Annotated in this window: 24 protein-coding genes; 12 read left to right on the top strand and 12 right to left on the bottom strand. The window is 58.3% G+C overall.

All coding sequences use genetic code 11. The annotated features are described in order from the left end of the window. Positions 1-2 precede the first annotated feature (2 nt). Together hslU and hslV are read right to left on the bottom strand one after the other, a co-directional pair. Complete coding sequence (hslU, locus tag AC0N03_RS04805) at positions 3-1,310, bottom strand: ATP-dependent protease ATPase subunit HslU (RefSeq protein ID WP_474287425.1); 1,308 nt, start codon at positions 1,308-1,310, stop codon at positions 3-5. Positions 1,311-1,313: 3 nt separating this feature from the next. Continuing rightward, positions 1,314-1,865: an ATP-dependent protease subunit HslV gene (hslV, locus tag AC0N03_RS04800; protein WP_474287424.1), complete on the bottom strand. Its 552-nt coding sequence runs from the start codon at positions 1,863-1,865 to the stop codon at positions 1,314-1,316. A 163-nt stretch (positions 1,866-2,028) separates the two neighbouring features. Here hslV and hisB point away from each other — a divergent pair, with 163 nt between their 5' ends. The 7 genes from hisB to coaA are packed head-to-tail and all read left to right on the top strand — an operon-like array spanning position 2,029 to position 6,519. Next, positions 2,029-2,616 carry an imidazoleglycerol-phosphate dehydratase HisB gene (gene hisB, locus AC0N03_RS04795; RefSeq protein ID WP_474287423.1) on the top strand — a complete coding sequence of 196 codons (588 nt, stop codon included), beginning with the start codon at positions 2,029-2,031 and terminating at the stop codon, positions 2,614-2,616. A gap of 3 nt (positions 2,617-2,619) precedes the next feature. Next, complete coding sequence (locus AC0N03_RS04790) at positions 2,620-3,087, top strand: DUF2628 domain-containing protein (protein ID WP_474287422.1); 468 nt, start codon at positions 2,620-2,622, stop codon at positions 3,085-3,087. A 1-nt stretch (position 3,088) separates the two neighbouring features. Further along, complete coding sequence (gene hisH / locus AC0N03_RS04785) at positions 3,089-3,727, top strand: imidazole glycerol phosphate synthase subunit HisH (RefSeq protein ID WP_474287421.1); 639 nt, start codon at positions 3,089-3,091, stop codon at positions 3,725-3,727. Next, positions 3,715-4,461: a 1-(5-phosphoribosyl)-5-[(5-phosphoribosylamino)methylideneamino]imidazole-4-carboxamide isomerase gene (hisA, locus tag AC0N03_RS04780; RefSeq protein WP_474287420.1), complete on the top strand. Its 747-nt coding sequence runs from the start codon at positions 3,715-3,717 to the stop codon at positions 4,459-4,461. The genes hisH and hisA overlap by 13 nt, the downstream gene beginning before the upstream one ends. Beyond that, positions 4,454-5,218: an imidazole glycerol phosphate synthase subunit HisF gene (hisF, locus tag AC0N03_RS04775; protein ID WP_474287419.1), complete on the top strand. Its 765-nt coding sequence runs from the start codon at positions 4,454-4,456 to the stop codon at positions 5,216-5,218. Before hisA ends, hisF begins: the two co-directional genes overlap by 8 nt. A gap of 1 nt (position 5,219) precedes the next feature. After that, the gene (locus AC0N03_RS04770; RefSeq protein ID WP_474287418.1) at positions 5,220-5,540 is read left to right on the top strand and encodes a phosphoribosyl-ATP diphosphatase; all 321 of its coding nucleotides are present in this window, start codon (positions 5,220-5,222) and stop codon (positions 5,538-5,540) included. Between the two features lie 28 nt (positions 5,541-5,568). Beyond that, the gene (coaA, locus tag AC0N03_RS04765) at positions 5,569-6,519 is read left to right on the top strand and encodes a type I pantothenate kinase (RefSeq protein ID WP_474287417.1); all 951 of its coding nucleotides are present in this window, start codon (positions 5,569-5,571) and stop codon (positions 6,517-6,519) included. A gap of 53 nt (positions 6,520-6,572) precedes the next feature. On the opposite strand, the gene AC0N03_RS04760 is transcribed toward coaA, so the two are convergent. The 5 genes from AC0N03_RS04760 to AC0N03_RS04740 are packed head-to-tail and all read right to left on the bottom strand — an operon-like array spanning position 6,573 to position 10,341. Continuing rightward, positions 6,573-7,568 carry an adenosine kinase gene (locus AC0N03_RS04760; RefSeq protein WP_474287416.1) on the bottom strand — a complete coding sequence of 332 codons (996 nt, stop codon included), beginning with the start codon at positions 7,566-7,568 and terminating at the stop codon, positions 6,573-6,575. Positions 7,569-7,625: 57 nt separating this feature from the next. Continuing rightward, the gene (locus tag AC0N03_RS04755; RefSeq protein ID WP_474287415.1) at positions 7,626-8,003 is read right to left on the bottom strand and encodes a helix-turn-helix domain-containing protein; all 378 of its coding nucleotides are present in this window, start codon (positions 8,001-8,003) and stop codon (positions 7,626-7,628) included. Further along, a complete protein-coding gene (locus AC0N03_RS04750; RefSeq protein WP_474287413.1) occupies positions 8,000-8,566 on the bottom strand; it encodes a Smr/MutS family protein in 567 nt (188 codons plus the stop codon). Before AC0N03_RS04750 ends, AC0N03_RS04755 begins: the two co-directional genes overlap by 4 nt. 2 nt (positions 8,567-8,568) lie before the next feature. After that, a complete protein-coding gene (mltA, locus tag AC0N03_RS04745; RefSeq protein ID WP_474287411.1) occupies positions 8,569-9,639 on the bottom strand; it encodes a murein transglycosylase A in 1,071 nt (356 codons plus the stop codon). Between the two features lie 3 nt (positions 9,640-9,642). After that, complete coding sequence (locus AC0N03_RS04740; RefSeq protein ID WP_474287409.1) at positions 9,643-10,341, bottom strand: Tim44/TimA family putative adaptor protein; 699 nt, start codon at positions 10,339-10,341, stop codon at positions 9,643-9,645. Between the two features lie 174 nt (positions 10,342-10,515). On the opposite strand from AC0N03_RS04740, the gene AC0N03_RS04735 reads away from it, so the two are divergent. After that, a complete protein-coding gene (locus AC0N03_RS04735; protein WP_474287408.1) occupies positions 10,516-10,968 on the top strand; it encodes an FxsA family protein in 453 nt (150 codons plus the stop codon). 84 nt (positions 10,969-11,052) lie between these two features. Further along, positions 11,053-11,505, top strand: a complete 453-nt coding sequence (gene secB, locus AC0N03_RS04730) for a protein-export chaperone SecB (protein WP_474287407.1) — start codon at positions 11,053-11,055, stop codon at positions 11,503-11,505. A gap of 40 nt (positions 11,506-11,545) precedes the next feature. Here secB and dnaQ read toward each other — a convergent pair whose 3' ends face one another. The 5 genes from dnaQ to AC0N03_RS04705 are packed head-to-tail and all read right to left on the bottom strand — an operon-like array spanning position 11,546 to position 15,125. Next, on the bottom strand, positions 11,546-12,256 hold the full coding sequence (gene dnaQ / locus AC0N03_RS04725) for a DNA polymerase III subunit epsilon (protein WP_474287406.1): 711 nt from the start codon (positions 12,254-12,256) through the stop codon (positions 11,546-11,548). Beyond that, entirely contained in the window at positions 12,249-12,845 is a 597-nt protein-coding gene (gene coaE, locus AC0N03_RS04720) for a dephospho-CoA kinase (RefSeq protein ID WP_474287405.1), read from the bottom strand. Before coaE ends, dnaQ begins: the two co-directional genes overlap by 8 nt. Continuing rightward, positions 12,842-13,687 (bottom strand): shikimate dehydrogenase, encoded by an 846-nt coding sequence (locus AC0N03_RS04715; protein ID WP_474287404.1) that lies wholly within the window; start codon positions 13,685-13,687, stop codon positions 12,842-12,844. Before AC0N03_RS04715 ends, coaE begins: the two co-directional genes overlap by 4 nt. Next, entirely contained in the window at positions 13,684-14,295 is a 612-nt protein-coding gene (locus AC0N03_RS04710; protein WP_474287403.1) for a Maf family protein, read from the bottom strand. The genes AC0N03_RS04715 and AC0N03_RS04710 overlap by 4 nt, the downstream gene beginning before the upstream one ends. Next, the gene (locus AC0N03_RS04705) at positions 14,295-15,125 is read right to left on the bottom strand and encodes a pyruvate, water dikinase regulatory protein (RefSeq protein WP_474287401.1); all 831 of its coding nucleotides are present in this window, start codon (positions 15,123-15,125) and stop codon (positions 14,295-14,297) included. The genes AC0N03_RS04710 and AC0N03_RS04705 overlap by 1 nt, the downstream gene beginning before the upstream one ends. Before the next feature lie 411 nt (positions 15,126-15,536). Here AC0N03_RS04705 and hemE point away from each other — a divergent pair, with 411 nt between their 5' ends. From hemE to AC0N03_RS04690, 3 genes are read left to right on the top strand one after another with little or no spacing between them, the layout of a single operon-like run. Next, complete coding sequence (hemE, locus tag AC0N03_RS04700) at positions 15,537-16,571, top strand: uroporphyrinogen decarboxylase (protein WP_474287708.1); 1,035 nt, start codon at positions 15,537-15,539, stop codon at positions 16,569-16,571. A gap of 11 nt (positions 16,572-16,582) precedes the next feature. Next, positions 16,583-17,005, top strand: a complete 423-nt coding sequence (gene hemJ / locus AC0N03_RS04695) for a protoporphyrinogen oxidase HemJ (RefSeq protein WP_474287400.1) — start codon at positions 16,583-16,585, stop codon at positions 17,003-17,005. After that, positions 17,005-17,388: a RidA family protein gene (locus AC0N03_RS04690; RefSeq protein ID WP_474287399.1), complete on the top strand. Its 384-nt coding sequence runs from the start codon at positions 17,005-17,007 to the stop codon at positions 17,386-17,388. The genes hemJ and AC0N03_RS04690 overlap by 1 nt, the downstream gene beginning before the upstream one ends. The last annotated feature ends 82 nt before the right edge of the window (positions 17,389-17,470 follow it).

Genomic DNA, 17,470 nt, shown 5'->3' with positions numbered 1-17,470 from the left:
CGTCAGAGAATGAACCGGCTCAGATCCGCATTGCGCGCCAGATCACCGACATGCTTTTCAACGAATGCACCATCGATGATGATCTTCTCGCCCCTGCGGTCCGGCGCAGTGAAGCTGACCTCGTCGAGGACGCGCTCCATCACCGTCTGCAGGCGGCGGGCGCCGATATTCTCGACCGAATCATTCACCTGCACCGCAATGCGCGCCAGAGCGTCGATCGAATCGGCCTCGAAAACCAGTTCGACGCCTTCGGTTTCCAGCAGGGCCACATATTGTTTGACCAGACTGGCTTCTGTGTCGGAGAGAATCCGCTTGAAATCCTCCTCATTGAGCGAGGACAATTCGACGCGGATCGGCAGGCGCCCCTGTAATTCGGGAAGCAGGTCGGACGGCTTGGCCACATGGAACGCACCTGAGGCGATGAACAGGATATGATCTGTCTTGACCGAGCCGTGCTTGGTGGACACCGTCGTACCCTCGATCAGGGGCAGCAGATCGCGCTGCACGCCCTCGCGCGAGACATCCGCGCCGCCGCGCCCCTCCCGCGCGCAGATTTTGTCGATCTCATCAAGGAAGACAATGCCGTTGTTCTCGACCTCGCGGATCGCCTCGGCCACAGTGGCGTCGCCATCGATCAGCTTATCCGATTCTTCCGCAATCAGCGGCGCATAGGCATCGTGCACAGTGAGACGGCGCGTCTGCTTGCGTCCGCCAAAGCCTTTGCCGAACATGTCGGACAGATTGATCGCGCCAATCGAAGCGCCCGGCATATTGGGCAGCTCGAACATGGGCATGCCGCCGCCCGATTGTGCAAGTTCTATCTCGATTTCCTTGTCGTCGAGCTCGCCTGCGCGCAATTTCTTGCGGAAGGATTCGCGCGTGTTGGGGCTGGCGCCGGGTCCGACAAGGCCATCAAGCACCCGCTCCTCGGCGGCAAGCTCGGCCTTTGCCAGCACCATCTTGCGCTTGCCTTCCTTGACCTGCGCAATGCCTATTTCGAGAAGATCGCGGATGATCTGCTCGACATCACGGCCCACATAACCGACTTCGGTAAATTTTGTCGCCTCGATCTTGATGAACGGCGCGTTGGCCAGCCGCGCCAGACGACGGGATATCTCCGTCTTACCGCAGCCGGTGGGGCCGATCATCAGAATATTTTTCGGCAGCACCTCGTCCCGCATCGGCGGGGTGAGCTGCAAACGCCGCCAGCGGTTGCGCAGGGCGATGGCCACCGCGCGCTTGGCGGCCTGCTGACCGACAATATGGCGGTCGAGTTCGGAAACAATTTCGCGGGGAGAAAAATCAGGCATGTCTCAAAGACTTTCGATCACCAGATTGCTGTTGGTGTAAACGCAGATATCGGCGGCAATGGCCATGGAGCGGCGCACGATTTCCTCGGCATCCATCTCGACGGGAAGCAGCGCGCGGGCCGCCGCAAGCGCATAATTGCCGCCCGAGCCGATACCCATGACGGCGCCGTGTTCGGACGCGGTGGGCTCAAGCACATCGCCGGTACCGGTAAGCACAAGGCCGGCCTGCCGGTCGGCAACAAGCATCATGGCTTCGAGGCGGCGCAGATAGCGGTCCGTGCGCCAGTCCTTGGCCAGTTCGACGCAGGCGCGGGTAAGCTGGCCGGGATATTGCTCAAGCTTGGATTCAAGCCGCTCAAACAGCGTGAAGGCATCGGCGGTGGCACCGGCAAAACCGGCGATCACGTCGCCCTTGCCAAGGCGGCGCACCTTTTTCGCATTGCCCTTGATGATGGTGGCGCCCAGACTGACCTGCCCGTCGCCGCCAATAACAGTGCGGCCACCTTTGCGCACCATGAGAATGGTGGTGGCATGCATGGTTTGATTTTCACTCATGAAAAATCCCGATCAAATGCAACTTATCATAAACAGACTGAGCAGCATCTATGAAGCGGCGGGGCCCGTTACAAGGGGCAAATGCCAGCTGAGCAGCAAAGGGGTGGTATTTTGGCCTGCGGCTTGCTAGAAGCGCATGTCAACTCACGATAAGAGCAGCATCATGCGTCAGGCAGAAATTACCCGCGCCACCAAGGAAACCGATATTTCCGTCAAGGTTGAGCTGGATGGCAGCGGCATCGCCGATATGGCCACCGGCATCGGTTTCTTCGATCATATGCTGGATCAGCTTGCCCGCCATTCGCTGATGAACATCACGGTACGGGCCAAGGGCGACCTTCATGTCGACGACCACCACACGGTGGAGGATGTCGGCATCGCGCTTGGACAGGCCATCCGCAAGGCGCTGGGCGATCTCAAGGGAATCACGCGTTATGCCGACGTGCATCTGCCGATGGACGAGACGCTGACCCGTGTCGCGATCGATATTTCAGGCCGGCCCTTTCTGGTCTTCCGCACCGAATTTTCCGCTGCAAAGATCGGAACCTTCGATACGGAGCTGGTGCGCGAGTTCTTTCAGGCGATAGCCATGAATTCAGGCATGACCTGCCATGTCGAGACCTTATATGGCACGAACAATCACCATATAGCGGAAAGCTGCTTCAAGGCGCTGGCGCGCGCGCTGCGCACCGCCATCAGCATTGACGCGGGACAAAAAGACCGCGTCCCCTCGACCAAGGGATCCTTGTAATCCATGTCAGTCTACACCATCCACGTCAAAAGCGGCGACGAGACCGGAGCCGAGGCCCGCTTCATCCGCGAGGGCTTCAGCATCCCGGCCTTCATCTTTGGACCGCTCTGGCTGCTGGCGCATCGCCTTTGGCTGGAATTTCTTGTATTTGCTGCGCTTTTCAGTCTCATTTCGACGCTTGCCTACCTGCTGCAGCTGCCGGATTGGGCAGGCGGCGCAATGGAAATGCTGCTCATGTTCTATCTGGGCTGGGAGGGCAACCAGCTGCGCCGAAACGCATTGCAGCGCCGGGGCTGGCTTTATGCCGATGTCGTCAGCAGCAAGAACCTCGAATCTGCGGAACGCATTTTCTTTTCGCGCTGGCCGCGCGCCGCCGCACGTACTGACACGCCGCCGGCACAGCCCTTGCAGCACGCCGTATCCTTCCCCGGCACCGACATTCTCGGCCTGTTTCCGCAAAAGGGCATGTGAGATGATCGTCGCCATAGTCGATTATGGATCGGGAAACCTGCACTCGGCCCACAAGGCGTTCGAGCGCGCCGCGCGTGAACGCGGCCTCGAGGCGAAGATCCACGTTTCCAGCGATGCGGATTTTGTCTCGCGCGCAGATCAGATCGTGCTGCCCGGCGTTGGTGCCTTTGCCGATTGCCGCAGCGGCCTTGAAGCCGTTGACGGCATGGTGGAAGCGCTTGAATTTGCCGTGATGGACAAGGGACGCCCCTTTTTCGGAATTTGCGTCGGCATGCAGCTCATGGCCACGCGCGGGCTTGAACACAAGATCACGTCCGGGCTGGACTGGATCAAGGGCGATGTCGTCGCCATCACGCCTGACGATCCGCAGCTGAAAATTCCGCATATGGGCTGGAACGATCTCGAACGGCGCGAACATGCCGTGCTGAACGACATCCCCGCCGGCCTGCATGCCTATTTCGTGCATTCCTACCATATGAAACTGGAAAATGATCAGGATTGTCTGGCCACGACCGATTATGGCGGCCCCATTACCGCGATGATCGGGCGCGACAATATGATCGGCACCCAGTTTCACCCTGAAAAGAGCCAAAGCCTCGGGCTAGCGCTCATAAGCCAGTTTCTGAGGTGGCGTCCGTGATTCTGTTTCCTGCAATTGATCTGAAAGAGGGCGAATGCGTCCGCCTTATCCATGGCGACATGGATCAGGCCACCGTGTTCAACACCGATCCGGCGGCGCAGGCCGCCGCGTTCGAAGAACAGGGCTTCGCCTATCTGCATGTCGTGGATCTCGACGGCGCCTTTGCCGGCAAACCGATGAACGCGGCCGCCGTGCGCAACATTCTGGCGCGGGTCAAAATGCCGGTGCAACTCGGCGGCGGCATCCGCGACCTGCGAACCATAGAGGGCTGGCTCACTCAGGGTGTCAGCCGGGTGATCATCGGCACCGCCGCAGTGCGCGACCCCGCGCTGGTGCGCGAGGCGGCCCGCCTCTTTCCGGGCCGCGTCGCTGTCGGCATTGATGCGCGCGACGGTCTGGTGGCGGTGGACGGCTGGGCCAAGACCTCGCAGATCACGGCGCAGGATCTCGGCCAGAGATTCGAGGATGCCGGCGTCTGCGCCATCATCTACACCGACATCGCGAGGGATGGCGTCCTCAAGGGCCTGAATATCGAAGCGACGCTGGACCTGGCGCGCGCTGTGTCCATTCCAGTCATCGCCTCGGGCGGGCTCGCCTCGCTGGATGACATCCGCCGCCTGCTGCAGGACGATTGCGCCATTCTGGAGGGCGCCATAACGGGCAGGGCACTCTATGACGGCCGCATCGATCCAAAAGAAGCGCTCGCGCTCATCAGGCAGGCTTCCCATGCTTAAAGTCCGCGTCATCCCCTGCCTCGACGTCAAGGATGGCCGTGTGGTCAAGGGCGTGAATTTCGTCGATCTTGTCGATGCCGGCGATCCGGTGCAATGCGCCATTGCCTATGACAAGGCCGGGGCCGACGAGCTGTGCTTTCTCGACATCACCGCCACTTCGGACAACCGCAGCATCCTGCTCGATGTGGTGCAGCGCACGGCCGAACATTGCTTCATGCCGCTGACGGTGGGCGGCGGCGTACGCAAACTTGATGATATCCGCAATCTGCTGCTCGCCGGGGCCGATAAGGTTTCGATCAATTCCGCCGCCGTGGCGCGGCGCGAATTCGTGCGCGAGGCTGCGGAAAAATTCGGCAGCCAGTGCATTGTCGTCGCTATCGACGCCAAGCGGACAGGTGCTGGCAAATGGGAAATATTCACCCATGGCGGGCGCAAGGAAACCGGAATCGACGCCATCGCCTTCGCACAGGAAGTTGTGGCGCTCGGCGCGGGCGAGATTCTGCTCACCTCGATGGACCGCGACGGCACCAAGGCGGGATTTGACAATGATCTCACCCGCCGGGTTGCCGATGTCGTGAGCGTGCCGGTGATCGCCTCCGGCGGCGTCGGTTCGCTGGATCATCTCGTGGATGGGGTACGTCAGGGCCATGCCAGCGCGGTTCTGGCGGCATCCATCTTCCATTTCGGCACATTCACCATCGGCGAAGCCAAGCAGCACATGGCCCGCGCCGGATTGCCCATGCGTCTGGAAGCCTGACATGTTCACACTGGAAGATCTCGCGCGTCTCATTGCCAGCCGGGCTGCCGCGTCCGGCGATACGTCCTATACCCGCAGCCTGATCGACGGCGGGCCGGCGAAAGCCGGCAAGAAGCTTGGCGAGGAGGCGGTGGAATGCGTGATTGCCGCTCTCCAAAACGACCCGAAGGCCCTGAAGATGGAAGCGGCTGACCTGCTCTATCATCTTTTAGTCGTGCTTCAAATCGGCGGCGTGCCGTTGCAGGATGTCGTCGAGGAACTGGGCCGGCGCACCCATCAATCCGGATTGCAGGAAAAAGCATCCCGCGCACCCGGAACATAAGGGCTCCGCGACGGGCCAAGGGGAGAAAATGAAGACACAGTCCGATATGTCGCCCTATCGGCATTTCACCCGTGATGAATGGGCGGAATTGCGTGCCGACACCCCTCTCACCCTTAATCTCGATGACCTGCTGCGGCTGCAAAGTCTGCATGATCCCATCTCCCTTGAAGAGGTTGTGGCGATCTACCTGCCGCTTTCGCGCCTGCTGGTGCTCTATGTCGCGGCAACGCAGGGGCTCTACAAGGCCACGCAGCGCTTTCTCGGCGCTGAGGACGGCAGCAAGGTGCCCTATATCATCGGCATTGCCGGTTCGGTTTCAGCCGGTAAATCCACCACCGCCCGCGTGTTGCGCGCGCTGCTGTCGCGCTGGCCCAATACGCCGAAGGTGGATCTCATCACCACCGACGGATTTCTGCACAATAATGCCGAACTGATGCGGCAGGGGCTGATGGAGCGCAAGGGCTTTCCCGAAAGCTACGACGGTAAGGCTCTGATTCAGTTTCTTTCGGACGTGAAGGCAGGCAAGAGCAATGTGCGCGCGCCGGTCTATTCCCATCTCGTCTATGATGTCGTGCCCGGCGAGTATGCCATTGTCGATCGCCCTGACATTCTCATCGTCGAGGGACTGAACGTATTATTGCCAAACCGCCTGTCGCGCGATGGTGAGGAAATACCGTTCGTGTCGGATTTCTTCGATTTTTCGGTCTATCTCGATGCCGATGAAAAGCTGCTGGAAAAATGGTATGTCGAGCGCTTCATGCGTCTGCGTGAGACGGCCTTCCGGGACCCGCGCAGTTTTTTCACCAAATATGCCGATCTGACCGACGAACAGGCCGTTTCAACCGCAAAAGGATTGTGGAACCGGATCAACCTGCCCAATCTGCACGAAAACATATTGCCGACACGCCCGCGCGCCAGCCTGGTGCTGACCAAGGGCGCCAGCCACCGCATCGAAAAAGTGGCGCTGCGCAAGCTTTAAGGCGAGAACCGTCCGGATAAACCGGGCAGTTCAACGCAAACGGTGCCTGCTCCTCAGAGCGGCAGGTCATGCGCACGGGCCAGACGGCGCAGGTCATCGAGCGGGCGCGCGCCAACATGCTGGATGATCTCGGCCGCTGCGAGCGCTCCTAGACGCGCACTGACCTCATGCGGCTTGCCACGCACCAGACCGGTGAGAAATCCGGCAGCAAAGAGATCGCCAGCGCCGGTTGAATCAACGAGCGCGCGGATCGGATAAGCCGGCACGGCGCTTATTTCGCCGCGATCCAGCACCACGGCGCCAAGTTCGGAGCGGGTGACGACCGCAAGAACCTGTTCTTTCGCAGCTTCCTGCAAGGCCAGATCAAAATTGGACGTCTGATAGAACGAGGTCAGTTCGGCTTCATTGGCAAAAATAATATCGACGGTTCCAGACCGCACCAGATCAATAAATTCGCCGCGGAAGCGCTCCACGCAAAACGAATCCGAAAGCGTGATCGCGACACGGTTTCCCGCCGCGTGTGCAATGGCCGAGGCCTTCAGAAAAGCCTGTTTGGCGGCAGGCTTGTCCCACAAATAGCCTTCGAGATAGGTGATATCGCTGTTTTGCACGAGTTCGGGCTCGATATCCTCAGGCGTCAGGTTCTGGCAGGCGCCGAGATAGGTGTTCATCGAGCGCTCGCCGTCGTCGGTGACAAAAATGAACGAGCGGGCGCTGGCCGGGCCGTCGACAGCGAAAGGCACGTCAAAATACACGCCGGTGCGCCGCAGATCCTCGCAGAACAGCGCACCGACCGCATCATCCTTGACCTTGCCGATAAAGGCGGCGGAAGCGCCGAGATTGGCGATGCCGACCGTCGTGTTGGCTGCCGATCCGCCGGAAATGATGGTGGCTTCGCTCATGCTGGCATAAAGATCGTCGGCCCGGGCTTCATCGATCAGATTCATCGCGCCCTTGATGATGGCTTTGCGGTGCAGAAAGGCGTCATCGGTCGATGCAATCACATCGACAATCGCATTGCCGATTCCCAGAATTTCAAATTTCGCCATAAGCCCCACCCAAATCGCTGCGCGTGATGTGCCATTTCAACCCATAAGGGTCAAGCCTCAGCCGCCGCGATTGGGCTTCGTCCGCGCCGATTTCAGAAAGCCGAGCATCATGGCAATGTCGCCGGGACCCAGATCGGCGATCTGGCGGGACAGCACATTGGCCAGTTCTGTCGCTTCCGGGCTGAGGCCGCCTGTCTCGATCACGACGCGCGGATCGGAAATCTGCGCGAGTTGCACGAGCTCCTCGGCCTCGTCCCAGATAATGTTGAAATAGGTGATGATCCGCTGCACCAATGTCCATGTCGGCGTGCCGCGCCGGCCATGCTCCAGCGCGGAGAGATAGGCAGCAGAAACCCCGATATCATAGGCCATTGTCTTGAGCGACAGGCCGCGATCTTCCCGGAGCTTGCGTAATCGGCGGCCGAACGGCGTCATTTCAGCCGCTCCAGACGACGGATGCGCACGTAAAACGCGCCGCTTCCGCCATGAACCTGACCGGCCTCCTCGAACCCGATGACGAGACTGCGCAAATTGGCGGCACGGAGCCAATGCGGCAGGGAACGGCGCAGAACGCCTGTCATGGACTCGGGCGACAAGCCCGGTTCTTCGCCCGAGCGGCCCTTGCCGGTAATGACCAGCACAACCCGGTGCTGCCGCCGTTGCGCCTCGATGAGAAAATTGATGAGAATGGCATGAGCTTCGGCCTGCCGCAGCCCATGCAGATCCAGTGTTGCTTCCGGCTGCAGCCGGCCGCGCGTCAGTTTTTGCCGCAAGCGGCGCTCCAGCGGCGAGAGCGGCGCGGTATGAAAATGCAATTCGGGCGCGACATGCAGCGGTTCGATGGGCCTTTTGAGCGGCCGCGCCTTCGGGATATGCGGCACGGGCGCATGCCGCTGCACCGTATGGCCGATCTCATTCCACAGATTGAGCTCTTCTTCGCTCAACTGACGCTTGCGCCGCTCTGCGCGCGGCGGAAGATCCGGGAAAAAATCTTTCATATTCATGATTTTGGCAACAAGACTGTAAAGCGGGCGGGATGACGGATATTGCCGGCATGATATCCGGCGCTCTCGCCGGTTCCAAAGAATATATCCGCGCGCGCCGCGCCGACAATAGCCGAGCCCGTATCCTGAGCCAGCATCAGTCGCCCGAACGATTCGGTTCCGTTACCTTTCCAGGGCAGGGACGCCGATATCCAGAAGGGCAGGCCATAAGACCATATCGTGCGGTCTATGGCGAGCGAGCGCAAAGGTGTCAGCGGCAGGCCGGCACCACCGATGGGGCCCTCATCGGCGGACAGAGAGTCATCCATGGCAAAAAACACATAGGATTCGTTGCGCTGCATGATCTCCCGTGCCAGACCTCCCGGCGCCAGACCATGCGACCTCAGCCAGGCTTTCAGCGCCGCAAGCGACATATCCTCCTCCCGGATATGGCCATTCTCAATCAGGATTCGGCCAATGGAGGTGTAGGTGCGCCCGTTACGCCCATCATAGCGCAGCCGGAGCAGCTTGCCGCCGGGCAGGCGCACGCGGGCCGACCCCTGCACCTGAATGAGAAAAACCTCAACCGCATCGCGCAGATAGACCAGCGGCCGCAGGCCGCGCACCACGCCGGATTCTATTTCAGCCCGCGAAGGATAGACACTGAGGACGCCGTCCGCGCCGCGCCGCAGCGCCATGACGCCGCCATGCGCTGCCGAGGGCTCGGAAAGCGTGATGAGATCATCCGGCCGGGCCAGAACGGGAGCCGAAAAATCAGCCGAGACTTGTAACGCGCCCTCCACTTCCGGCTCATAATAGCCGGTGACAAACCCCGGAGCCTCGGCATGAACGGCGAAGGGCTGGAAATGCCGCTCGAAAAAGGCGCGTGACGGCGCTTCGGTCAGATTGCCTTGTTGCAGAGCGAGGCGGAACATGGACATCAGCGCGGCATCCGGCGCTCTGGCTGCCCGAAGCGGCGGCTTTTGCGCCAGCGCATGGCGCGCAGTTTGCTGAAACAAGGCAAAGGTTTCAGCAAAGCCATCCGTCTCGCCAACGAGGCTGGCAAATTCTACCGGCGCGAGCCGCATGGCTCAGGCATCCAGAATGGCGATCAGTTTCCAGTTCGGATCGCGCGACGTAAGATCTCGGGCGAAGGTCCAGACATCCTGCACGTCAATGACCTGCTGCATATTGCCTTCGATGACTTCACCAGCCCCGTTCTTTGTCCACGTGATCATTTTGCAATGGAACCGGACCGTCAAGCGCGCTTCATTGCCGACAAGCTGCACGGATTCGAATGAGGACTTTTCTTCGGAAACCAGAGTTGTCTCCATGGTCTCCCCGCGGGACTGGCGCCCTTCGATGGCCGAACTGAAATTGGCCAGCACATCGGTCCCCAGAAGCATTTTCAACGTTTTCACATCGCCCGAGGCAAAGGCCAGCAGGATCATTTCATGCGCCTTGACCGCGCCATTGAGAAAGGCGCCGGGATCGAAATTCGCGTCCTTCTGGCGGATGGAGGACAACCCGTTCCAAAGATCGGAACCGGGCGCGGCAAAATCCTGCCACTGGTCGACCGGAGGTCTGGACAGGCTTTCGCCTGCGGGACCGGGCAGACGCGCGACATTGTCGCCATTGGCGCGCGGCGCCGGACGGAACATGTCCGCCGATTGCGGCGGGCCCTGCGGCTCATCGGGATTTCGCTCGCCCAGCACGGAGCGCAGCTTCCACACCACGAAAATCGCCAGCAGCACAAAAATGATAGTTGTGAGGTCAAACGGATCGTGCATGTTAAATCTCAGCGAAATTGAAGTGTTCTTGAAGTCTTATATGGGGCCTGAGTCAAGCCTTTGTAAGACTGGCTTCTGGCATAATCGGGACGGGCAACCCATATAAGACGCTTGTCTTGACCCGGCAAACAGCCGAAACTGCGCCCTGTTCCTAAATCTGTTTCAGAGTTAACGATGTCCCGTCCCATTCCCCTCGGCTTGATCCTGATTCTCTGGCTTGTCGGGGAATATGTCGCCTTTTTTTATGTCGTCGGACTGGTGGGCATTCTAGGTGCTTTCCTGATCGGTCTTGGCACCGAAGTGCTGGGGCTGCGCGCCCTGCAGAAACTGGGCCGCACGGGGATTGTCGAATTGCGCCAGCAGATGCGCAGCCCGTCTGAGCGGGCTGGCATAGCGCTCGACCATCTTCTTTATGCTATTGGCGCTATCTTTCTGATTTTACCGGGTTTTCTCTCGGATATTGCCGGGCTTGCCCTGCTGTCGCCCTCGCTGCGCGGCTGGCTGGCACTGCGCTTTGCGCAGATAAATGTTTCACGGAACGGCCCGACGCAGGATCAGCGGATCATAGATCTCGCCGAAACCGACTGGCGGCGCGTCGATGACCCCGACACCAGAACCAAGAAGTAAAGCAGAGCCGAAACGGCTGATTACTTGTCGCATTGCTCATTCCATGTTAGCAGCGTAGTGCAATTTGCGACAGGAGAAACATACATGGCCGACGGAAACGGCAACGGCGCGGAAGCACCATCGCTCAATATTCTCGTGCAATATACCAAGGATTTTTCCTTTGAAAATCCGAATGCGCCGCGTTCGCTCGGCCCGCAGGAGACAAGCCCGAATATTTCCATTCAGGTCAATGTCAATGCACGCCCGCTCTCCGAAGAGGATTTCGAGGTGGATGTGTTGCTGGAAGGCACCGCAACAACGGCAGACATCACCCTGTTCAAGTTTGAACTGACCTATTCCGGCGTGTTCAAGATCCGCAACATGCCGCAGGAGCATCTGCATCCGCTGGTGATGGTGGAATGCCCGCGTCTGCTGTTCCCCTTCGCCCGGCAGATCGTGGCTGAAGCCGTCCGCAATGGTGGTTTTCCGCCGCTTTACATCGATCCGATCGACTTTGCCGCGCTCTATCAGCAGCGCGCTGCACAGGCGCAGGCCTGATCCGGATTGCATTTGCCAAACTGATCAGAAGCCGCACCCTTCAGGGCTGCGGCTTTTCTTCTGCTGCGGCGCGATAAAGGTTCCAGACAGCCTTGTCGCCCATCTTGCCGATAAAGGCGTCGTGCGCGGCCAGTTCCTCGGCGCTCAGACGCGGCGGCAAAGGTTCAGGCCGGGGACGCGCGGTTTTTGCTGTAAGCCTGGCTCTTGTTCTGCTGGCTTCGCCAAAACCGAGATTGCTTTGCCGCCCGCCGAGCAATTCGGCATAGACTTCCGCCAGAATCTCCGAATCCAGCAGCGCGCCGTGTTTGGTACGGCGTGAATTATCGATATTGAAGCGCGCGCATAAGGCATCAAGCGAATTGGAGCCGCCGGGATTGCGCCGGCGCGCCAGCGCCAGCGTATCGACCACGCGGTCAAAGAGCAGCGCGGGTCTGGCATGGCGTTTCAGTTCGGCGTTCAGAAACCGCATGTCGAATTCGGCATTATGAATCACCAGCCTGTCGCCACCGATAAACATCAGAAAATCGTCGACGATTTCAGCAAAGCGCGGCTTGTCGGCCAGAAATTCCGCAGAAAGACCATGCACGCGGCGCGCTTCCTCCGGCATATCCCGCTCGGGATTAATATAAACGTGAAACACCTGACCGGTGGGAATGGAATTCAGCAGTTCGACGCAGCCTATCTCAACGATACGATGGCCCTGCGCCGGATCGAGGCCGGTGGTTTCGGTATCCAGAACAATTTCACGCATGATTTTCCCGTTCCGTCACATGCTTCAGCAGCGCCATGACCTGCGATTCGGCAGCAGCAAGGCCTGCATCGGTATGAATAACATAATCGGCGCGGGCGCGCTTCTGTGCATCGGGAATCTGCCTGGCCAGAATGGCGGCGAGGCGTTCTTCGGTCATGCCGGGGCGCTCCAGCACGCGCTGGCGCTGCACCGGTTCGGGCGCGGAGACAACCACCCTGTAATCGACATCACGATCTGCGCCCGTTTCAAACAGAAGCGGAATATCGAGAACGACAACCGGCGCTCCCTCTGCTCTGTGCCGGTCGATAAATTTGCGCCGTTCGGCCATCACCAAAGGATGAATGATCGACTCCAGCTTTTTCATCTTGTCGGGATCGGGCAGGACGATACGGCCCAGCGCCTGCCGGTCGATGACGCCCTGACGCAGGACGCCGGGAAAGGCGGCCTCGATCAGGGGCGCCGCTGCTCCCGCGTAAAGCGCATGAACCGCCGCATCGGCATCATGCACGGGCACGCCGGCGGCGCGGAACATCTGTGCCGTCGTGCTCTTGCCCATGCCGATTGAGCCTGTCAGGCCAAGGACGATCATTTTCTGTTTATTTCCGCAATGATGAGCTGACGCAATTCGTCCGTGACCTGCGGCGCGCCGCCAAACCAGTGGATGAAGCCGGGGCGCGCCTGATGCAGCAGCATGCCAAGGCCATCGACGGCAACAAGATGATGCGCTCTGGCACCGGCAAGCAGCGCTGTCTCCAGCGGCACATAGACAATATCATGGACGATGAGCGACGGCCTGGCCTTGGCCCAGGGCAATTCCGGCATGGGCTGATCATTCATGCCGAGCGACGTCGTGTTGATAAGAAGATCGATCTCGCCGAAATATCTGCCGAGGTCGTGCCAGCCGATGCACAGGCAAGGCCGCTGGCAAAGCTGCGCCAGACCCTGCGCGCGCGCGATGCTGCGGTTGACGATGATAAGCCTGTCCATCGCCGTATCATTCAGCGCATGGACAATGGCCCGCGCCGCGCCGCCCGCGCCCAGCACCATGATTGTCCTGGCCTTGCGCCATGCCGGGGCAAATTCATCGAGATTTGCAGCAAAGCCGAGCGCATCGGTATTGTCGCCATGCAGGCCATCTTCCGCGAACCATAAGGTATTGACCGCGCCAATGGCTTTGGCGCGCGCGGTCAGATGATCGCACAGGGGCATCACCGCTTCTTTATGCGGGATGGTGACATTTGCTCCGCAAAAGCCGTTTTCCGGCATGGATCTGACGAAAGCCTGCAAATTTTCTGGCGCGACCTCCGCCAGTTCGTATGAACCTGCCAGATGCAGCTGCCGGAGCCAGTAATTATGGATCAGCGGCGAGCGTGAATGTTTGACCGGCCAGCCAATGACGCAGGCGCGCGTTGCATTTTGATTGGTATTCATCTGACCCATCCCATATTTCGCAGATAATCGAGCACAGGCAGCAAAGGGCAGCCGAGGATCGTGAAGTGATCTCCTTCGATCGACTGAAACAGATGGAGACCGCGCGACTCTACCTGATAGGAGCCTGGTGAATGAAATGCCGCATCGCCGATCTGGCCAAGATAAAAATCGATGAATTCCGCTGAGAGATCACGTATGTGCAAAAGCGCTGTATCGGTTACTGAAAACAGAATTTTTCCATCCTGCGCCAGAGCTGCAGAACTGCGCAATGCATGGCTTTTGCCGGACAGAAGCCGCAGTTGCCGCCGCGCCTGATCGTAATTTTCCGGCTTATGCAGCGCTGCGCCCTCAAACAGCAAAGTCTGGTCTGCGCCAAGCACGACATGTCCGGGGTGGCGGGCAGAAACGGCCAATGCCTTTTCTCTGGCCAGATGAAGACTGATCTCTTCGGCGCGCAAGCCTTGTTCGGCGCTGCGCTCGTCAAGGGCTGCTTCGGCCCCCACAGGAGCTAATCCAAGCTCTTCAAACATGTGTCGGCGAATCCGGCTGCGGGAGGCCAGAACGAACGGATGCGGATGAAGCCAGAAAGAGCCGGGGATATTCTGCATTATTCGGTGATAAATTTCATCCGGTGCTCTTTGTAAAGGTCAATAATCGCTGCAGCCGTTTCTTCAATCGAGCGGCGGCTGACATCGATCATCGGCCAGCCGCGCTGCGCGAAGAGCCGGCGGGAGGCAGCAAGTTCTTCAACCACCGAAACCCTGTCGACATAAGGTGTCTCATATTCGGCATTGAGGGCCAGAAGGCGGTTCTGACGGATCTGGATGATGCGGTCTGGCGAGGCGACGAGACCGACAATCAGCGGCTTGGACAGGTGATCAAGCTGCGCGGGCGGAGGCACATTGGGCACCAGCGGAATATTGGCAGCCTTGATGCCACGATTGGCCAGATAGATCGAGGTGGGTGTTTTTGACGTGCGGCTGACGCCAAGCAGGATGACATCCGCCTGTTCCAGATTTTCCGGAGCCTGTCCGTCATCCTGCATCATGGTGAAATTCAGGGCATCGATGCGGCGGAAATAATCGGCGTTCAGCATGTGCTGGGCGCCGGGCCTCGCAACAGAAACAGCGCCAAGATAGGACTGGAACAACCCGAGAATCGGCGTCAGAACGGAAAGTGCCGGACAACCGATTTCAGCGCAGGCCTTTTCAAGATGTTCGCTCAGAGCAACATCGACAAGCGTGAAGAGAACAATTCCCGGCGCGGCTTCTATATCGAGAATGACTTTTTCGAGTTGGGCGCGGGTGCGAATCAGCGGATAGACATGTTCGATCGAAGTTACGCCCTGATATTGCGCAGCCGCGGCGCGAGACGCGGCAATCAGCGTCTCTCCGGTGGCGTCGGAGACCAGATGGAGGTGAAAATAGTTCCGGGTCAATGATTTGGCCTTTTATACAGAGCGCTGGCCGGCCTCTGTGGACAACAAGCTTCCTCAGAGACGGCAAGGCATTTTGTCCGCTTTTTCCAGCGAGACAAGACCAAATCATTAACAATGTATTAACGATGGACAATTCAATACGACATGACGCAGCGAAATGATCCGCAAATTCATCCTCTGCCGATTCAAATGAGGAACCGGATATTAGGTCCTGAACTGATTAACGAAATTTTAACCTATCCACAGCCGGAAATAATATGCTGATAAAACTGGAAAGGTATGTTGCCTGTTCATGAACAGAGGATGGCTGTGCGTGTCGCAGAATCGACCTCTATAAAAATTAAAATCAGAAAGATTCTATAAATTATTGTTCAAAGCTGATTTAGTGAGCTGAGAAAATCTCATCAGGGAATCATCCACGTGAAGGGTAAAAAATTCATTAAGGCTTGCGATGGAGAGAAAAGTGCGATTCCTCCCATCTGGCTGATGCGGCAAGCAGGACGCTATCTTCCCGAATATCGTGAGATCCGCGCCAGCGTGCCGACCTTTCTCGATTTTTGTTACAATCCCAAATTGGCCAGTGAAGCGACTTTGCAGCCCATTCGTCGTTTTGGCTTCGATGCCGCTATTTTGTTTTCAGATATTCTGGTCGTGCCGGATGCACTTGGCCAGAGCGTGAGTTTTGAGCAGGGCGAGGGCCCGCGTCTGAAACCGCTGCAGACTCTCTCGGATATCATGGCGCTGGATGAAAAGCTCGATATCGAACGTCTGGCGCCTGTTCTGGAAACAATTGATCGTGTCAAGACAGCCTTGCCGGAGGAAACAGCTTTCATCGGCTTTTGCGGCGCGCCCTGGACAGTGGCGTCCTATATGATCGCCGGCCATGGCACGCCAGATCAGGCACCGGCACGGTTGTTTGCCTACCGGCATCCGGATTATTTTCAGGCATTGATCAATCTGCTGGTCAATGCATCGATAGACTATCTCTTTGCCCAGATTGAAGCTGGCGTGCAGGTGGTTCAGATTTTTGACTCCTGGGCGGGCGTGCTGCCGCGTGATGAATTTTTGCGCTGGTGCGCGGAGCCGGTCGAAAAAATTTGTGCCGCAGTTCGAAACCGATATCCGGCTATCAAAATCATTGCTTTTCCTCGCGGCGCAGGCACGCATCTGGCCGGTCTGGCTTTGTCAGGTTCCGCTCATGTGATTGGCCTCGATACATCTGCTGATCCGTTCTGGGCGGCGGAACATGTCCAGATTCACCGGGTCGTGCAGGGCAATCTCGATCCTTTGGTTCTGCTTGCGGGCGGAGATGCTCTTGTGCATCATGTCGCGCAGATCAAGTCGGCTTTTGCCGATGGCGCGTATATTTTCAATCTGGGCCATGGCATTCTGCCGCAAACGCCGGTGGCGCATGTTGAGCATCTGCTGCAATTGGTACGGACTTAGAGGGGACGGACATGGAACTTTGGGTGAAGGCGCTGCATATATTGGCCGTGATTTCCTGGATGGCCGGGATGCTCTATCTGCCGCGGCTGTTTGTTTACCATTGTGACGCAGCGCCCGGTTCTCAGATGTCGGAAACGTTCAAGGTCATGGAGCGGCGCCTGCTCAAGGGTATCATCAATCCGGCAATGATTGTCGCCTGGCTTGCCGGTCTCTGGCTGGCGTGGAACGGCCAGTTTTTTAACACCGGCTGGATGAGCGTGAAATTCTTGCTAGTGATTCTCATGTCCGCGGTGCACGGCTATCTGGCCAAGACTGTGCGGGTTTTTGCAATGGATCTGAATGAGAGACCTGCCGGTTTCTATCGCATCCTCAATGAAGTCCCGACAGTACTGATGATTTTCATTGTCATTCTCGTCGTGGTCAAGCCGTTCTGATGACGCGCCGGCTGATCTCAACGGGTTCGACCTTTGAAATTCAGGCCGGCTATTCCCGTGTTGTTGTTCAGGAGCCGTGGGCTTTTGTTTCCGGCACGACAGGATATGATTATCAGCGGATGCATCTGCCTTTGGAATTTGAGGCGCAGGTGCATCAGTGTTTTAGAAATATTTCGCTGGCGCTGGGTGAAGCCGGCTTTTCCATGAAGGATATTGTCCGTATCCACTACATTTTGCCGGATCGGGACAATGCGGGTCCATTGTTCAGCATCACCGGTTCATATTTGGAAGAAATCCGGCCAGCCGCTACTTTGCTTATCGCGGGATTGCTGCAGCCGGAAATGAAAATCGAAATCGAAGTGACGGCCCTTCGGCGCGATTGAATGTTTCACGTGAATCAGCAGGGCGCCATTTCATGGCACTTGCTGTCATCATCGAATCTTGCTAGAGGAAAGGTCCCTCCTC

Source organism: Methylocystis sp. sgz306128 (genome assembly GCF_056032725.1).
The sequence above is the reverse complement of the archived record's forward strand: the minus strand, read 5'-3'. Positions and strand labels throughout refer to the sequence as shown.